Raw genomic sequence first — 15,734 nt, 5'->3', positions numbered from 1 at the left:
GCGCCCACAAAAAAGCCGCCCCGAAGGGCGGCTTTTTCTTTCAGTTCAACGCAGACCTGGGCGCCGGTCGTACCGGCGCTCCGGCGTCAGCGCGTGCCGCCCGGACGCTGACCGCCACGGCCACCATCGCGACGGCCTGCGCCGGCACCGGCGGCAACACCGGCCTGACGCGGACCGCTGCTGCGCTGGCCGCCCGGCTTCTTCGGGCCGGCATGCGCATGCGCCTGACGCGGTGCATCGCCATGCGGACGACGGGCGTGGCTCTTGCGCGGGGCGCGATCGCCACCCGGCTGCTCGGCACGGCCCGGCGCGCTGTTGCCCCAACGGATCGGGGTCTGCGGCTCGTAACCCGGCACGTCGCGGATTTCCACGTCGCGGCCCAGCATGCGCACGATCTGGCGCAGCAGCTTGGCTTCGTCCTGCGCCACCAGCGAGATCGCCTCGCCGGTGGAACCGTTACGGCCGGTGCGGCCGATGCGGTGCACGTAATCCTCGGCCACCATCGGCAGGTCGTAGTTGATGACCTTGGGCAGCTGGTCGATGTCGATGCCGCGCGCGGCGATATCGGTGGCCACCAGCACGGTCACGCGGCCGGCCTTGAAGTCGCTCAGCGCGCGCATGCGTTGGCCCTGGCTCTTGTTGCCATGGATCGCCGCGGTCTTGATGCCGGACTTTTCCAGGAACAGCGCCAGCTTGTCGCTGCCGTGCTTGGTGCGGGCGAACACCAGGGTCTGCTCGCGGCTGTCCTGTGCCAGCAGGTGCAGCAGCAGATCGCGCTTGCGCGCGCCATCGACCGGGTGCACGCGGTGGGTGATGCTCTCGGCCACGGTGTTGCTCGGGGTGACCTGGATCTGCATCGGGTTGCGCATGAACTCCAGCGCCAGCTGCTTGATGTTCTCTTCGAACGTTGCCGAGAACAGCAGGGTCTGACGGTCCTGGCGCGGCAGCTTGGTCAGGATGCGCTTGATCGACGGCAGGAAGCCCATGTCGAGCATGCGATCGGCTTCGTCCAGGATCAGCACTTCGATGCCGGACAGGTCCACGCTGCGACGCTCGATATGGTCGATCAGCCGGCCCGGGCAGGCGATCAGCAGGTCCACGCCGCGACGCAGGGTGTCGAGCTGGTTGCCCATGCCCACGCCGCCGTAGATCACCGCGCTCGGGATGCGCAGGTACTTGCTGTAGCCGCGCAGGCTGTCGTGCACCTGGGTGGCCAGCTCGCGGGTGGGGGTCAGGATCAGCGCGCGCGGCTTGCGCGGGCCGTTGACCGGCTGCGGCGAGGTGCCCAGGTGCTGCAGCAGCGGCAGGCCGAACGCGGCGGTCTTGCCGGTACCGGTCTGTGCGCCGGCCAGCAGGTCATGCCCTGCCAACACCAGCGGGATGGCCTGCTGCTGGATCGCAGTGGGGGTTTCGTAGCCCTGCTCGGCCAACGCGCGCAGCAGGAAGGGCGCCAGGCCCAGGGATTCAAAAGACATCAGGAAGCTCCAAGTAAAGCGTCGCCGCCAGGCCAGGCCCGGAGCGCAAACGCATTGCAGATGCAAAAAAGTGAGGCTCGGAGCGTTCCCGTGAACCGCGCTGCGAGATGGTGGAACAACCCAATCAAGACGCGATGGGTTCGTCGGCACCACGAAAGGCGTCGGGTGGGGCGGGCGAGCGGATCGATCGATCCTGGCCTCGCCGGCTGTCCCTAAGGGAAACGGACGGCCGCATGCAGACCGCGCCAGTGTACGCGCGTTTGGCGCGCTGCACAAAAGGCGAGTTCATCGGTTGGGCTACGGGTCAGTTGTTTCAGTTGCAACCACTGTTGCGACAGGCCGTACAATCGACCGATCAGCCACAGCACAGGACGGTCATGAAGCTAGGTTCCCTGAAGGAGGGCGGCCGCGATGGCAGCCTGATCGTGGTCGCGCGCGACCTGCGCACCGCAGTCCGCGCCACCGGCATCGCGCCCACGCTGCAGCGCGCGCTGGAAGACTGGAGCAATGTCGCGCCGCGCCTGAATGCCTTGTCGGCCTCGCTCAACGAGGGCAGCGCCGATGGCGTGTTCGATCTGGATCTGCAGGCGCTGGCCGCACCGTTGCCGCGCGCCTACGAGTTCGTCGACGGCAGCGCCTACCTGCCGCACGTGGAGCGCGTGCGCCGTGCGCGCAATGCCGAGGTGCCGGAAAGCTTCTACACCGACCCGCTGATGTACCAGGCCACCAGCGCCGGGTTCTACGGCCCGCGCGATGCGATCAAGGTGATCAGCGAAGATCACGGCATCGATCTGGAAGCCGAGCTGGTGGTGATCACCGACGATGTGCCGATGGGCGCCTCGCCCGAGCAGGCCGCCGCGCATATCCAGCTGGTCGGCCTGGTCAACGACGTGTCGCTGCGCAATCTGATCCCGGCCGAGCTCGCCAAGGGCTTCGGCTTCGTGCAATCCAAACCGCGCTCGGCGCTGTCGCCGGTGTTCGTCACCGTGGATGAACTGGACGAGGCATGGCGCGACAACAAGGTGCACCTGCCGCTGGTCACCCACGTCAATGGCGCCTGGTTCGGCGCTCCGGAAGCCGGCAACGACATGCAGTTCGACTTCGCCCAGCTGATCGCCCACGCGGCCAGGACGCGGCCGCTCTCGGCCGGCACCATCGTCGGCTCCGGCACCATCGCCAACCAGGACACCACGCTGGGCGCCTCGTGCTTTGCCGAGCAGCGCGTGGTGGAAACCCTGCGCGACGGCACCCCGAGCACGCCGTTCCTGTCCTTCGGCGACGTGGTGCGGATCGAGATGTTCGCTGCCGATGGCGCCAGCATCTTCGGTGCGATCGAACAGCGGGTCGAACGTCAGCCGCTGCCATGACATCGGCAAGGGCGTCTGCACAACACTGCCTGCGAGGCCGGGCATGAGCGCGCCACTGGAATTGTTCTCGTACTGGCGCTCCAGCGCCGCGTATCGCGTGCGCATCGGCCTGCACCTGAAGGCACTGGCCTACCTCGCGCATCCGGTGCATCTGGTGCGCGACGGCGGCGAGCAGCATGCACCCGCCTACGCGCAGCTCAACCCGCAGGAACTGGTGCCCACGTTGCGGCACGGCGCGGTGGTGATTCCGCAGTCGCTGGCGATCCTGGAGTATCTGGAAGAGGCGTTCCCGGACAGCGCACGGCTGCTGCCCGCAGCGCCGGCCGCGCGCGCCCGCGTGCGCGCCCTGGCGCAGGTGATCGCCTGCGACGTGCATCCGCTCAACAACCTGCGCGTCACCCAGTTTTTCGAGCGCGAATGGCAGCTGGATGCCGCGCAGCGCCAGCAATGGACGCGGCACTGGATGCAGCGCGGTTTTGCGGCGCTGGAAGCGCAGTTGTCCGGTGATCCGCATACCGGCACGTTCTGCCACGGCGACACGCCGGGCCTGGCCGATTGCCTGCTGATCCCGCAGCTCTACAATGCGCGCCGTTTCGAAGTCGATCTGACGGCATATCCGATCCTGCAGCGTATCGAACAGGCCTGCCTGGCATTGCCGGCATTCGCTGCGGCGCGGCCGGAAATGCAGGCCGACGCGATGCCGGCCTGATCGGCGACAGGCCTTTGCCTGGTGCGGGGGCGCATCCGCGTCGAACTCGCAGCCCTGGCAGGGCAGATGCCGGTAGCGAGCGGTTGTCGGCTGGCTGGACGGCACGCAGGCGGGCGCGCCGTCTCCGTGCGCCGCGCATCGGCCGCGCTCGGCGGCACTCATGGGTTGATCGGAGCTAGCCGCTGCGCTGCCCCAACCGTGCGCACCGCTCGTACGCCGGCAACGGCCCTGCGCAATCCGCCGCGCCGGGCAGGTGCGCGGCAACACCGCGCACCTGCCGATGATCAGATAAAGCCGTGGCTGATCTTCGGCGCTGCTGCCGTTTCGTAATCCGCGTACGGGTCGTGCTCGCCGGAACCGCCCTCGGACAGGCGGAACTTCAGCGCCAGGCCATCGCGCGAGTCGGCCGCGCGCAGCGCTTCCTCCTGCTCGATTTCGCCGGACTTGACCATGCGGAACAGGCATTGGTCGAAGGTCTGCATGCCTTCTTCCAGCGATTCCTCCATCGCCTGCTTGACCTCGTGCACCTGGCCGCGGCGCAGCAGGTCGCGGATCATCGGCGTGTTGAGCAGCACTTCGGTCGCCGGCCGGCGGCGTCCGTCCACGCCCTTGACCAGGCGCAGCGACACCACGGCGCGCAGGTTCAGCGCCAGGTTCATCAGCACGTTCTTGTGCGCGCTCTCAGGGAAGAAATTGAGGATGCGCTCGATGGTCTGGTCGGCATTGTTGGAGTGCAGCGTCGCCAGGCACAGGTGGCCGGTCTCGGCGAAGGCGATCGCCGCCTCCATCGTCTCGGCATCCAGGATCTCGCCGATCAGGATCACGTCCGGCGCCTCGCGCATCGCGTTTTTCAGCGCGCTCTGGAAGGCGTGCGTGTCCAGGCCCACCTCGCGCTGGTTCACGATCGACATCTTGTGCTTGTGCAGATATTCGATCGGGTCCTCGATGGTGAGGATGTGCCCGGTGGTGGTGCTGTTGCGGTGGTCGATCATCGAGGCCAGCGAGGTCGACTTGCCCGAGCCGGTCGAGCCGACCACCAGCACCAGCCCGCGCGGGGTCATGATGACGTCCTTGAGCACCTGCGGCAGGTTGAGCTCTTCGATGCTGGGGATCCGGCTGCGGATGGCGCGGATCACCATGCCCACCTCGCCGCGCTGCTTGAACACGTTCACGCGGAAGCGCCCGGCGTCGGACAGGGCAATGGCCATGTTGAGCTCCAGCTCGCGCTCGAACTGCGGTACCTGGCCTTCGTCCATCAATGAATAAGCGATTTTCTTGACCATTCCCGGCGGCAACCCCGTATTGCCGAGCGGGTAGAGCTTGCCTTCGATCTTGATGTACACCGGTGCGCCGGTGGTCAAGAACATGTCCGAGGCATTCTTTTCGGTCATCAGCTTCAGGAAGTAGCCGATATCCATGCGCAATGGTTCCCCAACAAACGGCAGCGTCTCGTTGCAAGTCCGCCGCAGGCTTCCGACAATGGCCGTGCTCGAGACTTCTCGCTACGGCTCCCCTAATGACGGCTAGCTTCGCATACTTGCGGCGATCCCTGTATGGCATCGCCTGTTTCATGGTTCTTTCCTCTCCTGCTGCCGCCCAGGTGGCACCGGAGCTCACCGCCGCCGAACAGGCGGTGCAACGCGCCACCCAGGCCGATGCCGACCAGTACGCACCCGATCTGGTCAATCTGGCCCGCCAGGAACTGATGCAGGCCCAGCAGGCTCAACTGGACAAGCGCCAGCGCAAGCAGGTGCCACAGATCGCCTTGCGCGCAGCGGCCGACGCCGATCTGGCCAAGGCGCGCAGCGAAGAGGCGGTGGTCACCGCCCAGCTGGAACAGCGGCGCAAGGAAGTGGCGCAACTGCAGAACAGCCTCAACACCGGGGAGGCCGGCCGATGAAACTGCGTCCGCTTCTCTATCTGGGTGTACTGAGTCTGGTCACCGTCCCGTCGCTGGCAATGGCGGCCAAGGACGACCCGCAGGCCGACGCGCTCAACCGGCGCCTGGCCGCGCTGCAGAACGACCCGCAGACCAATGAACTGGCCCGCTTCGAGCGGCTGCAGGCGCAGCAGAGCGTGGCGGCGCTGGCCGAGGCCAAGCGGCGCGACCGCGACGAGCTGGTGTTTCTGGCCGACCGCCGGGTCGAAATCGCCGAACTCACCGCGCGCACCGCACTGGCGCGGCGCGAGCTGGATCGGCTGGAAGGCACCCGCAACGACCTGCTGATCGAAGCCAGCCGCCGCGACGCCTCGCGCGCGCGCCAGGAAGCCGAGCGTCTGCGCGTGCAGGCGCAGATCCAGGCCGAAGAGGCCGAGCGCATGCGGCAGGCGGCCGAACAGGAGACCCTGGCCCGTCAGGACGCCGAGCTGGCGCTGACCAGCGTGGCCGGCAAGCAGACCGCCAAGCTCAATGCGGCCCAGCAGAAAGCGGTGCAACTGGCGCATGAAGAAGCCGAGCTGGTGGCCGGGGCCAAGTTGCCGTCCGCCAAGTTCGACAGCCGCGGCGAAGTGTTTTCGCTGGGTAGTGGCGCCTTCGGTGGCAAGGCCGCGCTGTCCGGCGATGCCGCGGGGCAGGCCAAGGCACTGGCCGAGTATCTGAACATCGGCAAGAAAGGCCGGGTTAGCATCGTCGGCTACGACAGCGATGCGGCCACCGCCAAGAAGCGGGCCGAAGCGTTACGCGACGCCTTGGTGGCTGCCGGTGTCGCCAGCGCACGGCTGCAGGTCAATGGCACCAAGGCCGCCGCCAGCAAGACGCGCGCTGCCGAGGTGGTTGTCGCGCCGTAATGCAAGTGGTTGGAAGTTAAGGTCTTTTAACCCGGGCATGACGCCCGGTTGAACCGCGGTCACTGATTGGGGCAGGGAACGGCAAAAGCAGCCGTTCTGGCCTTGAACCCCCTCCGCGACCGGCGTAGGGTCGTACTCCCGGGCAGCACTCCGCTGCCTGGAAGTACGGAGGGCCGGGCCAGTGACGCAAGGGCACGCATCAACGCAATTCGGTGGACAGCTTTTTGGTTCCGCCAGTGCGCTTGCCATTGTGATCCGCGAGTCTTCCATCCCCAAGCAGCGCCCCGTGCCGCCCGCGGCCGGGGCGTTCTTGTTTTAAGTGTTTCAAGTGAAGGAGGTAACGCCATGTTCGAAGGGCAACCGCAGACCGAAATCGACGCATTGGTCAAGTCCGATCCCGAGTTCAAGCAGCTGTACCAACGCCACAAGCTCTTGAACAAGAAATGCATGGATGCCGAACTCGGGGTGCTCCCCATCGACGACGTGACCTTGGGCCAGATGAAGCGCGAGAAGTTGCAGGCGAAAGAAAAGCTCACCCGGATGTACGACCAGCTCACCCACTGATCCTTCCCCACCGCTAGAACAAGTTCACCGCCGCGGGCGGTGGCGGCCTCCTCGTCGGCTTGCCACCGTCCGCGTCTTTATTTCCGCAACCCGTGTCACGCGCCTGGCGGCAGGGCGCGATGCCCGCCTGGCGGCCGCGCACTCATGCCGGTGGTAGTGGCGCAGCGCTGGCTGAGCCCGCCCGTTCATTGGCCGGCGCGATCGGTTCCAGTCTGAATGAGCATTCCCCAGCCGTTCGTCGGATAATGGGCGGCCAAGCCCCGCGCGACGTAGTGACGATATTCCGATGGCGATCCATTCCTCCGTACTCGAACTGATCGGCAACACGCCGATCGTCAAGGCACAGCACCTGGACACCGGCGTCTGCGAGTTGTTCCTCAAGCTGGAGGCGGCCAACCCCGGCGGATCGATCAAGGACCGCATCGGCCTGTCGATGATCGAGGCGGCCGAACAGCGTGGCGACCTCACCCCGGGCGCGACCCTGGTCGAAGGCACCGCCGGCAACACCGGCCTGGGTCTGGCATTGGTCGCCCAGCAGAAGGGCTACCGGTTGATCCTGGTGGTGCCGGACAAGATGAGTCGCGAGAAGATCTTCAACCTCAAGGCCATGGGCGCCCAGGTGGTGCTGACCCGGTCGGACGTGGCCAAGGGCCACCCGGAGTACTACCAGGACCTGGCCGCCAAGATCGCCACCGAGACCCCGGGCGCCTACTTCATCAACCAGTTCGGCAACCCGGATAACCCGGCCGCGCACGAATTCGGCACCGGCCCGGAGATCCTGGCGCAGATGGACAACGATCTGGATGCGATCGTGTTCGGCTGCGGCAGCTCCGGCACCATGACCGGCCTGTCGCGCGCCTTCGCCACCGCCTCGCCGCACACCGAGCTGGTGCTGGCCGACCCGGTCGGCTCGATCCTGACCCAGTACATCGAAGAGGGCACGGTCAGCGAGAAGTCCGGCAGCTGGCTGGTCGAAGGCATCGGCGAGGACTTCCTGCCGGACATCTCCGATTTTTCGCGGGTCAAGAAGGCCTATTCGATCAGCGACGCGGAAAGCTTTCACACCGCGCGCGAGCTGCTGGCCAAGGAGGGCATCCTCGGCGGCTCGTCCACCGGCACCCTGCTGGCCGCTGCGCTGAAGTATTGCCGCGAGCAGACCACGCCCAAGCGCGTGCTGGTATTCGTCTGCGATACCGGCAACAAGTACCTGTCCAAGATGTACAACGACTACTGGATGCTGGACAACGGCTTCCTGGAACGCCCGCAGCACGGCGACCTGCGCGACCTGATCCTGCGCCCGTACAACAAGCGCGACACCGTGGTGGTCGGACCGAAGGACCTGCTGACCACCGCCTACCAGCGCATGAAGCTGTACGACGTCTCGCAGCTGCCGGTCATCGATGACGGCGAGCTGGTCGGCATCGTCGACGAGAGCGACGTGCTGCTGCATGTGTACGGCGACGAGGCACGCTTCCGCGACCCGATCTCCACTGCCATGGTCAGCAAGCTCGATCGCCTGGATGTCGCTTCGCCGATCGAGGCGCTGCTGCCGGTGTTCGACCGCGGCCAGGTCGCCATCGTCATGGACGGCAACCAGTTCCTGGGCCTGATCACCCGCATCGACCTGCTCAACTACCTGCGCCGCCGCGTGCAGTGATCGCAGCTGGCCGCGCGCCCGGATGGGACGCGCGGCACCGGCCATTCAGACCTGCTTGCTACAATCCGCCACTTTTTCCGGGAACCTCCATGTCCAATCGCACCACACCCAGCCACGATGGCGAGCGCGAACTCTCGCTCGCCACGCTGGCGATCCATGGAGGGCAGTCGCCGGACCCCAGCACCGGGGCGGTGATGCCGCCGATCTACGCGACGTCCACCTATGCGCAGTCCAGCCCGGGCGAGCATCAGGGCTTCGAGTATTCGCGTACCCACAACCCCACGCGCTTTGCCTATGAGCGCTGCGTCGCGTCGCTGGAAGGCGGCACGCGTGCGTTCGCGTTCGCCTCCGGCATGGCCGCCACCTCCACGGTGATGGAGTTGCTGGACGCCGGCAGCCACGTGGTGGCGATGGACGACCTGTATGGCGGCACCTTTCGCCTGTTCGAGCGGGTGCGTCGCCGCACCGCCGGCCTGGATTTCAGCTTCGTCGACCTGACCGATGCGGCCGCCTTCGAAGCCGCGATCCGTCCCGACACCAAGATGGTGTGGATCGAAACCCCGACCAACCCGATGCTCAAGCTGGTCGATATCGCCGCCATCGCTGCGATCGCGCGCAAGCACGGGCTGCTGATCGTGGTCGACAACACCTTCGCCTCGCCGATGCTGCAACGCCCGCTCGGCCTGGGCGCCGACATCGTGGTGCACTCGGCCACCAAGTACCTCAACGGCCACTCGGACATGGTCGGCGGCATCGCGGTGGTCGGCGACAACGCCGAACTGGCCGAGCAACTGGCCTTCCTGCAGAACTCCATCGGCGGCGTGCAAGGCCCGTTCGACAGTTTCCTCGCGTTGCGCGGCCTCAAGACCCTGCCGCTGCGCATGCGCGCACATTGCGAGAACGCCCTGGCGCTGGCGCAATGGCTGGAAACCCACCCCGCGATCGAAAAGGTGATCTACCCCGGCCTGGCCTCGCACCCGCAGCACGCACTGGCCCAGCGCCAGATGTCCGGCTTCGGCGGCATCGTCTCGATCGTGCTCAAGGGCGGCTTCGAGGCGGCCAAACGTTTTTGCGAGAAGACCGAACTGTTCACCCTGGCCGAATCGCTCGGCGGCGTCGAAAGCCTGGTCAACCATCCCGCCGTCATGACCCACGCCTCGATTCCCGTGGCTCGCCGCGACCAGCTTGGCATCAGCGATGCGCTGGTGCGGCTGAGCGTGGGGGTTGAGGATGTGGGGGATTTGCGGGGGGATCTGGCGCAGGCGCTCGAGGCACCCAGTTCTCCATGACCGCGTCGCCGCAACGTCAGGGCATCTCTGCTTCCTGGCGGACCGGGCTTGCAGGACTGCGCGTGCAGTCATGGATACGCCAGCAGCCGTGGCTGCAGCGCATCTATCGATTGTTTCCGCGTGGCCTGCGCGCGCGCGTATCCGCACTGCTCTCCGCCCGTGCCAGGGTGCAAACGCGCTTTCAGAGAACGGAGGCCTGGGACCTGGCACTGCAGGGCTGCGACGAGTCTTTGCAGCTGGAAAACAGCGGCGCCTTGCCTGCAGTCGAATCGGTAGCGGGAGTCAATATTCTCGGCTATATCCGTGGCGAATTCGGGTTGGCAGAGAGCGCCAGGATGTACGCGCGGGCACTCATCAACGCAGGGGTGCCGGTGTCGTTGTATGACCTGGAAATGGGGCTGCCACACTCCTGGCAGGAACGGAGCATGGACGGCTTTATCGACCAGCGCATGCCGCATCGGGTCACGATCGTCTTCGTGAACCCCGACTACCTGGAGGCCGCGTTCGAGCATGTCGGTCGCGCGCGCATGCAGGGGCATTATGTGATCGCCTGCTGGTTCTGGGAGCTGGAAGTGATCCCGCCGAGCTGGTTGAGCGCGATCGGACTCGTGGACGAGATCATGGTGGCCTCGCGGTTCATCGAAAACGCCTTCCTGCAGATTACAGACAAGCCGATCATTCGGCTGCCTTTGCCATTGTCCGACAGGCGCGATAGCGGGCTGCAGCGGCATGACTTCGGGCTCGATGCAGACAAGTTCGTCTTTCTTTTCACCTTCGATTTCCATTCCTTCGTCGCCAGAAAGAACCCGCAGGCAGTTGTGCATGCCTTCCTGCAGGCGTTCCCACGCAGTCGTGACGACGTCTGCCTCGTGCTGAAGTCAAGCAATGGGCATATGTATCCCGAACAGATGCGTGAACTCCTCGCACTCGTGGTCCAGGATTCGCGAATCCTGTTACGTGATGAAGTGATCGACAACGCGCATGTGCGTGCGCTTCAGCGTTGCTGCGATGTGTATGTCTCGCTACATCGTGCAGAGGGTTTCGGACTGGGGCTGGCCGAGTGCATGTCGCAGGGCAAGCCCGTCATCGCGACCGGATGGTCCGGCAATATGGAATTCATGACCAGTCGGAACTCCTGTCTTGTAGAGTACGATTTGGTCGCCGTTGCAGGCCGGTACCCCGATTCGGACGGCGCCAGCTGGGCCGAGCCGCGGGTTGAAAGCGCAGCTGCTGCCATGCGGCGCCTCGCCGACGATCCAGCACGCGCGCGCGCGCTCGGTGAGGTGGCGAGGGACGACATTCGCCTGCAACTTTCCCCGGACACTGCGGCGCGGCAACTGATGGTGCGGGTTGCGGAAGTAACCGAAGTCATGGACTGACCGCGCCGGTGACGGCGCAACCTCATTCATGGGCATGCAGCGATCTGTGTGCAGCGGCTTCAACAAGGTGCTGAACGATTTCAGAGGTAGCAACGTTGGACATGATCCGGTCCGTATGGGCCTTCCGTTATTTCATCCTCTCGTCAATCAGGAACGATCTGCGACTGCGTTTTGTGCAGAGCAAGCTGGGCGCGTTGTGGATGATCATCCATCCGCTCATGCAGGTGCTGATCTTTGCGACGATCCTCTCTGAGGTCCTGGCGGCCAAGTTGCCGGGCGTCAACAACAAGTTTGCCTACGCACTGTACCTGATGGCCGGAACGCTGTGCTGGACCCTGTTCGCCGAATGCATTGGCAAGTGTGTTTCATTGTTCGTAGATAACGGCAATCTGATGAAGAAGCAGGCCTTCCCGCGGATCTGCCTGCCACTCATTGCCGGTGGCACTGTCATGGTGAACAACCTTCTGCTGTTCCTGGCAATCATCATCGTGTTCGCGATCCTGGGGCATACCCTGGGGCCGCAGGCGGCCTGGCTGCCGCTGCTGATGCTGCTGACGCTGGCTTTCGCGATGTCGATCGGATTGCTGCTTGGCGTCTTCAATGTCTTCGTGCGTGACATCGGGCAGGTCGTGCCGGTCGTTCTGCAGGCGATGTTCTGGGTGACGCCTATCGTTTACACCATCGATATCCTTCCGCAGCAGACGCAGCAGCTGTTCAAGCTCAATCCGCTGTTCCCGCTCGTCAGCGCCTATCAGGGCGTGCTTCTCTACGGGCGCTCTCCGGAATGGATGGGCTTGGTGCCGTTGATGGTGGCGACGGCCGTCCTCTGCACCGTGTCCATGATTGTTTTCCGCCGCGCGAGCGCCGAAATGGTGGATGCCCTATGAGCGCTATGCTGACCGTAGAAGGACTTGGAAAGTCCTATCGCGTATGGGGGAGCGAATGGTTGCGCGCAGCCAGCTGGTTCGGTCTGCAGGTCAAGCCCCGTGAAGAGCACTGGGTCCTGAGAAATGTCGGATTCTCGGTCGCTCCCGGCGAGTCTATCGGAATCATGGGCCGCAATGGTGCGGGCAAAAGCACGCTGCTTAAACTGATTACCGGCACATCGCAGCCTACCGAAGGGCGAATCATTCGGCGTGGGCGCATTGCCGCCATCCTTGAATTGGGCATGGGCTTCAATCCTGATCTGAGTGGACGCGAGAATGCCCGGCATTCTGCGGGGCTCATGGGTTATACCCTGGAGCAGATCGAGGCGGTCCTGCCTGAAATACAGGAATTTGCTGAGATCGGTGAGTATTTTGACGAGCCGGTGCGTACGTACTCGAGCGGAATGCAGGTGCGCGTTGCCTTTGCGGTGGCCACGGCGTTCCGACCGGACCTGCTGATCGTCGATGAAGCGCTGTCGGTAGGAGATGCATACTTCCAGGCCAAGTGCTTCAAGCGAATACAGTCCTTCAAGGAAAAGGGGATGACTCTGATTCTTGTGAGTCATTCTGTCGGGGACATCGTCAAGCATTGCGACCGCGCCATCCTGATCAAGGGAGGGGCTGTCCATGCCGACGGTCCGTCGCGTGAAGTGTCAAATCTCTACCTGGACGAACTTTTCGGCAAGAAGCCTGCCTTGCTCCAGGCCGAGGCAACCGACCTGCCGCGCGAGATGGGCGCGGGCGACGAAGACGTCTTCCATACCCGCCCGTATTACAATGCCGACGAGCACCGCTGGGGGCAGGGCGGGGCGCGGATACTGGATTATGTGGTGACCAGCGGCGGGCAGGAGTTTCCCGCACGTGTCGAAAGCGGTGCCAGGACCGCGTTTTACGTCAAGATTGCATTTGACCGGGATTTCGACAGCGTTGTCCCCGGGTTTCTAGTGAAAACGATCGAGGGGCTGTTCCTTTACGGTACCAATTCCTTTCTTTCGAGCGGTGGGCAGGCGGGGATTTCCGTAACGGCGGGACAGGTCATTGTCTGCAAGTTCACCATGCCTCTGGACCTCAACGAAGCCAATTACCTGGTTTCCCTGGGTATCTCCAGTGGCGACCCACTCATGGAACTGACACCTCTGGATCGCCGCTACGATGCCATCGTGCTGGATGTCGCCAGAGGCATGCAGTTCTGGGGAATGATGGATCTCAAGGCGGATTTCGAACTCGTAGAGGCGTCGTCATGACGGCTGTGGGATTCCGCATCACTTTAGCGAATAAAGAGTCATGACCGAACCGATGAATATTGACGCGCTGGTGGCAGCCTTGCCGGAGAAGTATCAGCCCATTTTTGGCCACCCGGAACTCTCGGACGGCAGCTCTCGCGGTTGCGAAGACAGGCTGGTGCTGATCCGCGACTGTGCACGGCAGCTGCAGGCAGCGCTGGGGCGGCCGTTGCGGGTGCTGGATCTCGGCTGTGCGCAGGGGTTCTTTTCTCTGAGTCTGGCGGCTGACGGGCACCAGGTGCACGGTGTGGATTTCCTCGATCTCAACGTCAACGTGTGTCAGGCGCTGTCTCGGGAGCATCCGGTGTTTGCCGCATCGTTCGAGCACGGCACGGTGGAGGATGTCATCTCGCGGCTTGATCCGGATCAGTACGATCTCGTGCTGGGTCTGAGCGTTTTCCACCACCTTGTGCATTCTCAGGGAATTGCGCGTGTTGCGGCGCTGTGCCGAAAGCTTTCCGAAGTGACTGAGGCAGCAATCTTTGAATTGGCATTGCGGGAAGAGCCACTTTACTGGGCGCAGTCGCTCCCGCATGACCCTGCAGAGTTGTTGAGCGATTATGCGTTCACCAGGCTGTTGGCGCGGCAGGCGACCCATCTGTCCGCCGTTTCCAGGCCTCTGTACTTCGCCAGCAGCCGGCTGTGGTACGTGGGAGAGAGTGTCGGCCGATTCAGTTCGTGGTCGGGCGAGGCGCACGCCTACGGGCGCGGCACCCATCAATACAGCAGGCGCTATTATTTCGGCGAACAGGTTTTCGTCAAGAAAATGACGATGGGGATCGGCGGGCGATCCGAGATCAATCGGCAGGAATTCGATAATGAGGTGGAATTCCTCAGCAATCCACCGGCGTCCTACCCGGCACCCCGGTTGATCGCAGCGCTGGACGATGCGTCTGATCTGTTTCTGGTCAGGGAGATGGCGGAAGGACGTCTGCTTTCTGAGCTGATCGATGACGGCTCTCCGTATGACGCCGACCGAGTGATCGCTGATCTGCTCGAGCAATTGGTGATACTGGAGCGCGCCGGTCTTTACCATAATGATGTCCGTTGCTGGAACGTGTTGATGGCCCGGGATGGGCGCACGCTCCTCATCGATTATGGTGCGATTTCCAGCGATGCCACCGATTGCTCCTGGCTCGGTGATTTGCTGCTGTCGTTCCTGATTACCGTAAAGGAAATATTGCAGCGGCAGATCGTTCCGTCCAATCCAGGTCGAGAGCCCGCGCTTGACTTCATGGTTCTGCCGCCCCGCTACCGGAATGCCTTCATCCAGGCCTTCGGCCAGGAGCAGACTCGCTGGACCTTCGCCGAACTGCAGCAGTGCATTGCGCGTGGTGAGGCAGGTCCGGACCGTGCGCCTGAGTGGACCTCTCTGTATCTGCACATGCAGCAGGCATTGCTCAGCTACAACACCCGCCTGGGCGCGCTTTATACCCAGAACGAACACGACAGGGTCGAACTTGCCGGGCGTGCGTCGCTGCTGGAGCGGATGCAGGAAGGTGTCCAGCAGAGCCAGGAAAAGATTGCGTCCCTCCAGCTTGACGTGGAGACGGCCGACGCCCGTTATCGCGATCTTGAAAAGGCCAGCGGTCAACTGAACGACTGGGCAAGAGAACTGGAAAAGCGCGCTTCCGCGGCTGAGGAAAATGATGGCGTTCTAGCCGATCGCCTGGCCGAGCAGACGGCAAACAACGCGACGCTGGCTGCACGCGTCGCGGAACTGGAGTTGGAGCTGGTCGAGCGTCAGCGGGTTCGCGAACTGTCGGAACTGCTGGCCGCCGATGTCAGCCGACTCGTTGAAGAACGCGATGCAATGCAGGCGAGGATGGTGGAACTGGAACAGCTCAACGAGCAGCACGCAACCACCAATACCCAACTGCAGGCCAGGATCGTTTCGTTGCTGGAACGCGTCAAGACGTCCGAGGCGTCAAAGGCCGACGATGGGCGCAGGCTGAAAGATCTGCAGGCGGACTTGTCGCAACGTCTCGAAACCATAGAAGCGGCGCGTCATCGTGCGCGTGAGCTGGAGCTGGCTGTCCAGATGCTGGAGAAGCAGCTTGCAGAGTTTCACGCCAGCCGCTCATGGCGTGTCACGGCGCCGCTGAGGTGGTTCAGTGTGAAAGTGAACAAGCGCGGCGCTCCTCCCTCTGTCCCGCTGATTCAGCGGACAGAGGGAGCGGCTACGGCGGTCTCTGAGCACACCCTGGATACCCCGGCTGGCGTAGCCATCGACAAGCGATTGGTCGCGCTGGATCAGTTAGGTGCTCGCATCAGAAGGATGCGCAAGTAAGATCGGAC

The 15,734-nt window shown here is 64.0% G+C and carries 13 protein-coding genes; 11 read left to right on the top strand and 2 right to left on the bottom strand.

Annotated elements, in window-relative coordinates; translation table 11 throughout:
* Window positions 1–86: 86 nt before the first annotated feature.
* On the bottom strand, window positions 87–1,475 hold the full coding sequence (locus tag AC1PLS_RS17490; protein ID WP_104649381.1) for a DEAD/DEAH box helicase: 1,389 nt from the start codon (window positions 1,473–1,475) through the stop codon (window positions 87–89).
* 308 nt (window positions 1,476–1,783) lie between these two features.
* Here AC1PLS_RS17490 and AC1PLS_RS17485 point away from each other — a divergent pair, with 308 nt between their 5' ends.
* Both AC1PLS_RS17485 and maiA read left to right on the top strand, forming a co-directional pair.
* On the top strand, window positions 1,784–2,842 hold the full coding sequence (locus tag AC1PLS_RS17485; RefSeq protein WP_026064014.1) for a fumarylacetoacetate hydrolase family protein: 1,059 nt from the start codon (window positions 1,784–1,786) through the stop codon (window positions 2,840–2,842).
* Between the two features lie 43 nt (window positions 2,843–2,885).
* Window positions 2,886–3,551, top strand: a complete 666-nt coding sequence (gene maiA, locus AC1PLS_RS17480) for a maleylacetoacetate isomerase (RefSeq protein ID WP_039525327.1) — start codon at window positions 2,886–2,888, stop codon at window positions 3,549–3,551.
* Between the two features lie 284 nt (window positions 3,552–3,835).
* Here the strand turns inward: maiA and AC1PLS_RS17475 are convergent, their stop codons facing one another.
* Window positions 3,836–4,969 (bottom strand): PilT/PilU family type 4a pilus ATPase, encoded by a 1,134-nt coding sequence (locus tag AC1PLS_RS17475; RefSeq protein ID WP_016900968.1) that lies wholly within the window; start codon window positions 4,967–4,969, stop codon window positions 3,836–3,838.
* A 98-nt stretch (window positions 4,970–5,067) separates the two neighbouring features.
* Between AC1PLS_RS17475 and AC1PLS_RS17470 the strand changes: the two genes are divergently transcribed.
* The 9 genes from AC1PLS_RS17470 to AC1PLS_RS17430 all read left to right on the top strand — a co-directional run bounded on the left by AC1PLS_RS17470 (window position 5,068) and on the right by AC1PLS_RS17430 (window position 15,726).
* On the top strand, window positions 5,068–5,451 hold the full coding sequence (locus AC1PLS_RS17470; RefSeq protein WP_039525328.1) for a DUF4398 domain-containing protein: 384 nt from the start codon (window positions 5,068–5,070) through the stop codon (window positions 5,449–5,451).
* The gene (locus AC1PLS_RS17465; RefSeq protein WP_184379321.1) at window positions 5,448–6,338 is read left to right on the top strand and encodes a coiled-coil domain-containing protein; all 891 of its coding nucleotides are present in this window, start codon (window positions 5,448–5,450) and stop codon (window positions 6,336–6,338) included. The genes AC1PLS_RS17470 and AC1PLS_RS17465 overlap by 4 nt, the downstream gene beginning before the upstream one ends.
* Before the next feature lie 345 nt (window positions 6,339–6,683).
* Window positions 6,684–6,902, top strand: a complete 219-nt coding sequence (locus AC1PLS_RS17460; protein WP_002814034.1) for an HP1242/YdcH family protein — start codon at window positions 6,684–6,686, stop codon at window positions 6,900–6,902.
* Between the two features lie 286 nt (window positions 6,903–7,188).
* Window positions 7,189–8,559, top strand: a complete 1,371-nt coding sequence (locus AC1PLS_RS17455; RefSeq protein WP_104608242.1) for a pyridoxal-phosphate dependent enzyme — start codon at window positions 7,189–7,191, stop codon at window positions 8,557–8,559.
* Between the two features lie 89 nt (window positions 8,560–8,648).
* A complete protein-coding gene (locus AC1PLS_RS17450; protein ID WP_126966629.1) occupies window positions 8,649–9,848 on the top strand; it encodes a cystathionine gamma-synthase in 1,200 nt (399 codons plus the stop codon).
* Window positions 9,845–11,227: a glycosyltransferase family 4 protein gene (locus AC1PLS_RS17445; protein ID WP_184433427.1), complete on the top strand. Its 1,383-nt coding sequence runs from the start codon at window positions 9,845–9,847 to the stop codon at window positions 11,225–11,227. Before AC1PLS_RS17450 ends, AC1PLS_RS17445 begins: the two co-directional genes overlap by 4 nt.
* 101 nt (window positions 11,228–11,328) lie before the next feature.
* Complete coding sequence (locus AC1PLS_RS17440) at window positions 11,329–12,114, top strand: ABC transporter permease (protein ID WP_049818051.1); 786 nt, start codon at window positions 11,329–11,331, stop codon at window positions 12,112–12,114.
* The gene (locus tag AC1PLS_RS17435; RefSeq protein ID WP_184433429.1) at window positions 12,111–13,397 is read left to right on the top strand and encodes an ABC transporter ATP-binding protein; all 1,287 of its coding nucleotides are present in this window, start codon (window positions 12,111–12,113) and stop codon (window positions 13,395–13,397) included. The genes AC1PLS_RS17440 and AC1PLS_RS17435 overlap by 4 nt, the downstream gene beginning before the upstream one ends.
* A 40-nt stretch (window positions 13,398–13,437) precedes the next feature.
* Window positions 13,438–15,726, top strand: coding sequence for a methyltransferase domain-containing protein (locus AC1PLS_RS17430; RefSeq protein ID WP_184433431.1), 2,289 nt, complete (start codon window positions 13,438–13,440; stop codon window positions 15,724–15,726).
* Window positions 15,727–15,734: the final 8 nt, after the last annotated feature.

This window comes from Xanthomonas sp. NCPPB 3218 (assembly GCF_056725185.1).
The sequence above is the reverse complement of the archived record's forward strand: the minus strand, read 5'-3'. Positions and strand labels throughout refer to the sequence as shown.

Excerpts from the sequence above, each read along its gene's own strand:
- AC1PLS_RS17490 (WP_104649381.1), bottom strand. The coding sequence starts at position 1,475 with ATGTCTTTTGAATCCCTGGGCCTGGCGCCCTTCCTGCTGCGCGCGTTG.
- maiA (WP_039525327.1), top strand. The coding sequence starts at position 2,886 with ATGAGCGCGCCACTGGAATTGTTCTCGTACTGGCGCTCCAGCGCCGCG.
- AC1PLS_RS17475 (WP_016900968.1), bottom strand. The coding sequence starts at position 4,969 with ATGGATATCGGCTACTTCCTGAAGCTGATGACCGAAAAGAATGCCTCG.
- AC1PLS_RS17470 (WP_039525328.1), top strand. The coding sequence starts at position 5,068 with ATGACGGCTAGCTTCGCATACTTGCGGCGATCCCTGTATGGCATCGCC.
- AC1PLS_RS17465 (WP_184379321.1), top strand. The coding sequence starts at position 5,448 with ATGAAACTGCGTCCGCTTCTCTATCTGGGTGTACTGAGTCTGGTCACC.
- AC1PLS_RS17460 (WP_002814034.1), top strand. The coding sequence starts at position 6,684 with ATGTTCGAAGGGCAACCGCAGACCGAAATCGACGCATTGGTCAAGTCC.
- AC1PLS_RS17455 (WP_104608242.1), top strand. The coding sequence starts at position 7,189 with ATGGCGATCCATTCCTCCGTACTCGAACTGATCGGCAACACGCCGATC.
- AC1PLS_RS17450 (WP_126966629.1), top strand. The coding sequence starts at position 8,649 with ATGTCCAATCGCACCACACCCAGCCACGATGGCGAGCGCGAACTCTCG.
- AC1PLS_RS17445 (WP_184433427.1), top strand. The coding sequence starts at position 9,845 with ATGACCGCGTCGCCGCAACGTCAGGGCATCTCTGCTTCCTGGCGGACC.
- AC1PLS_RS17440 (WP_049818051.1), top strand. The coding sequence starts at position 11,329 with ATGATCCGGTCCGTATGGGCCTTCCGTTATTTCATCCTCTCGTCAATC.
- AC1PLS_RS17435 (WP_184433429.1), top strand. The coding sequence starts at position 12,111 with ATGAGCGCTATGCTGACCGTAGAAGGACTTGGAAAGTCCTATCGCGTA.
- AC1PLS_RS17430 (WP_184433431.1), top strand. The coding sequence starts at position 13,438 with ATGACCGAACCGATGAATATTGACGCGCTGGTGGCAGCCTTGCCGGAG.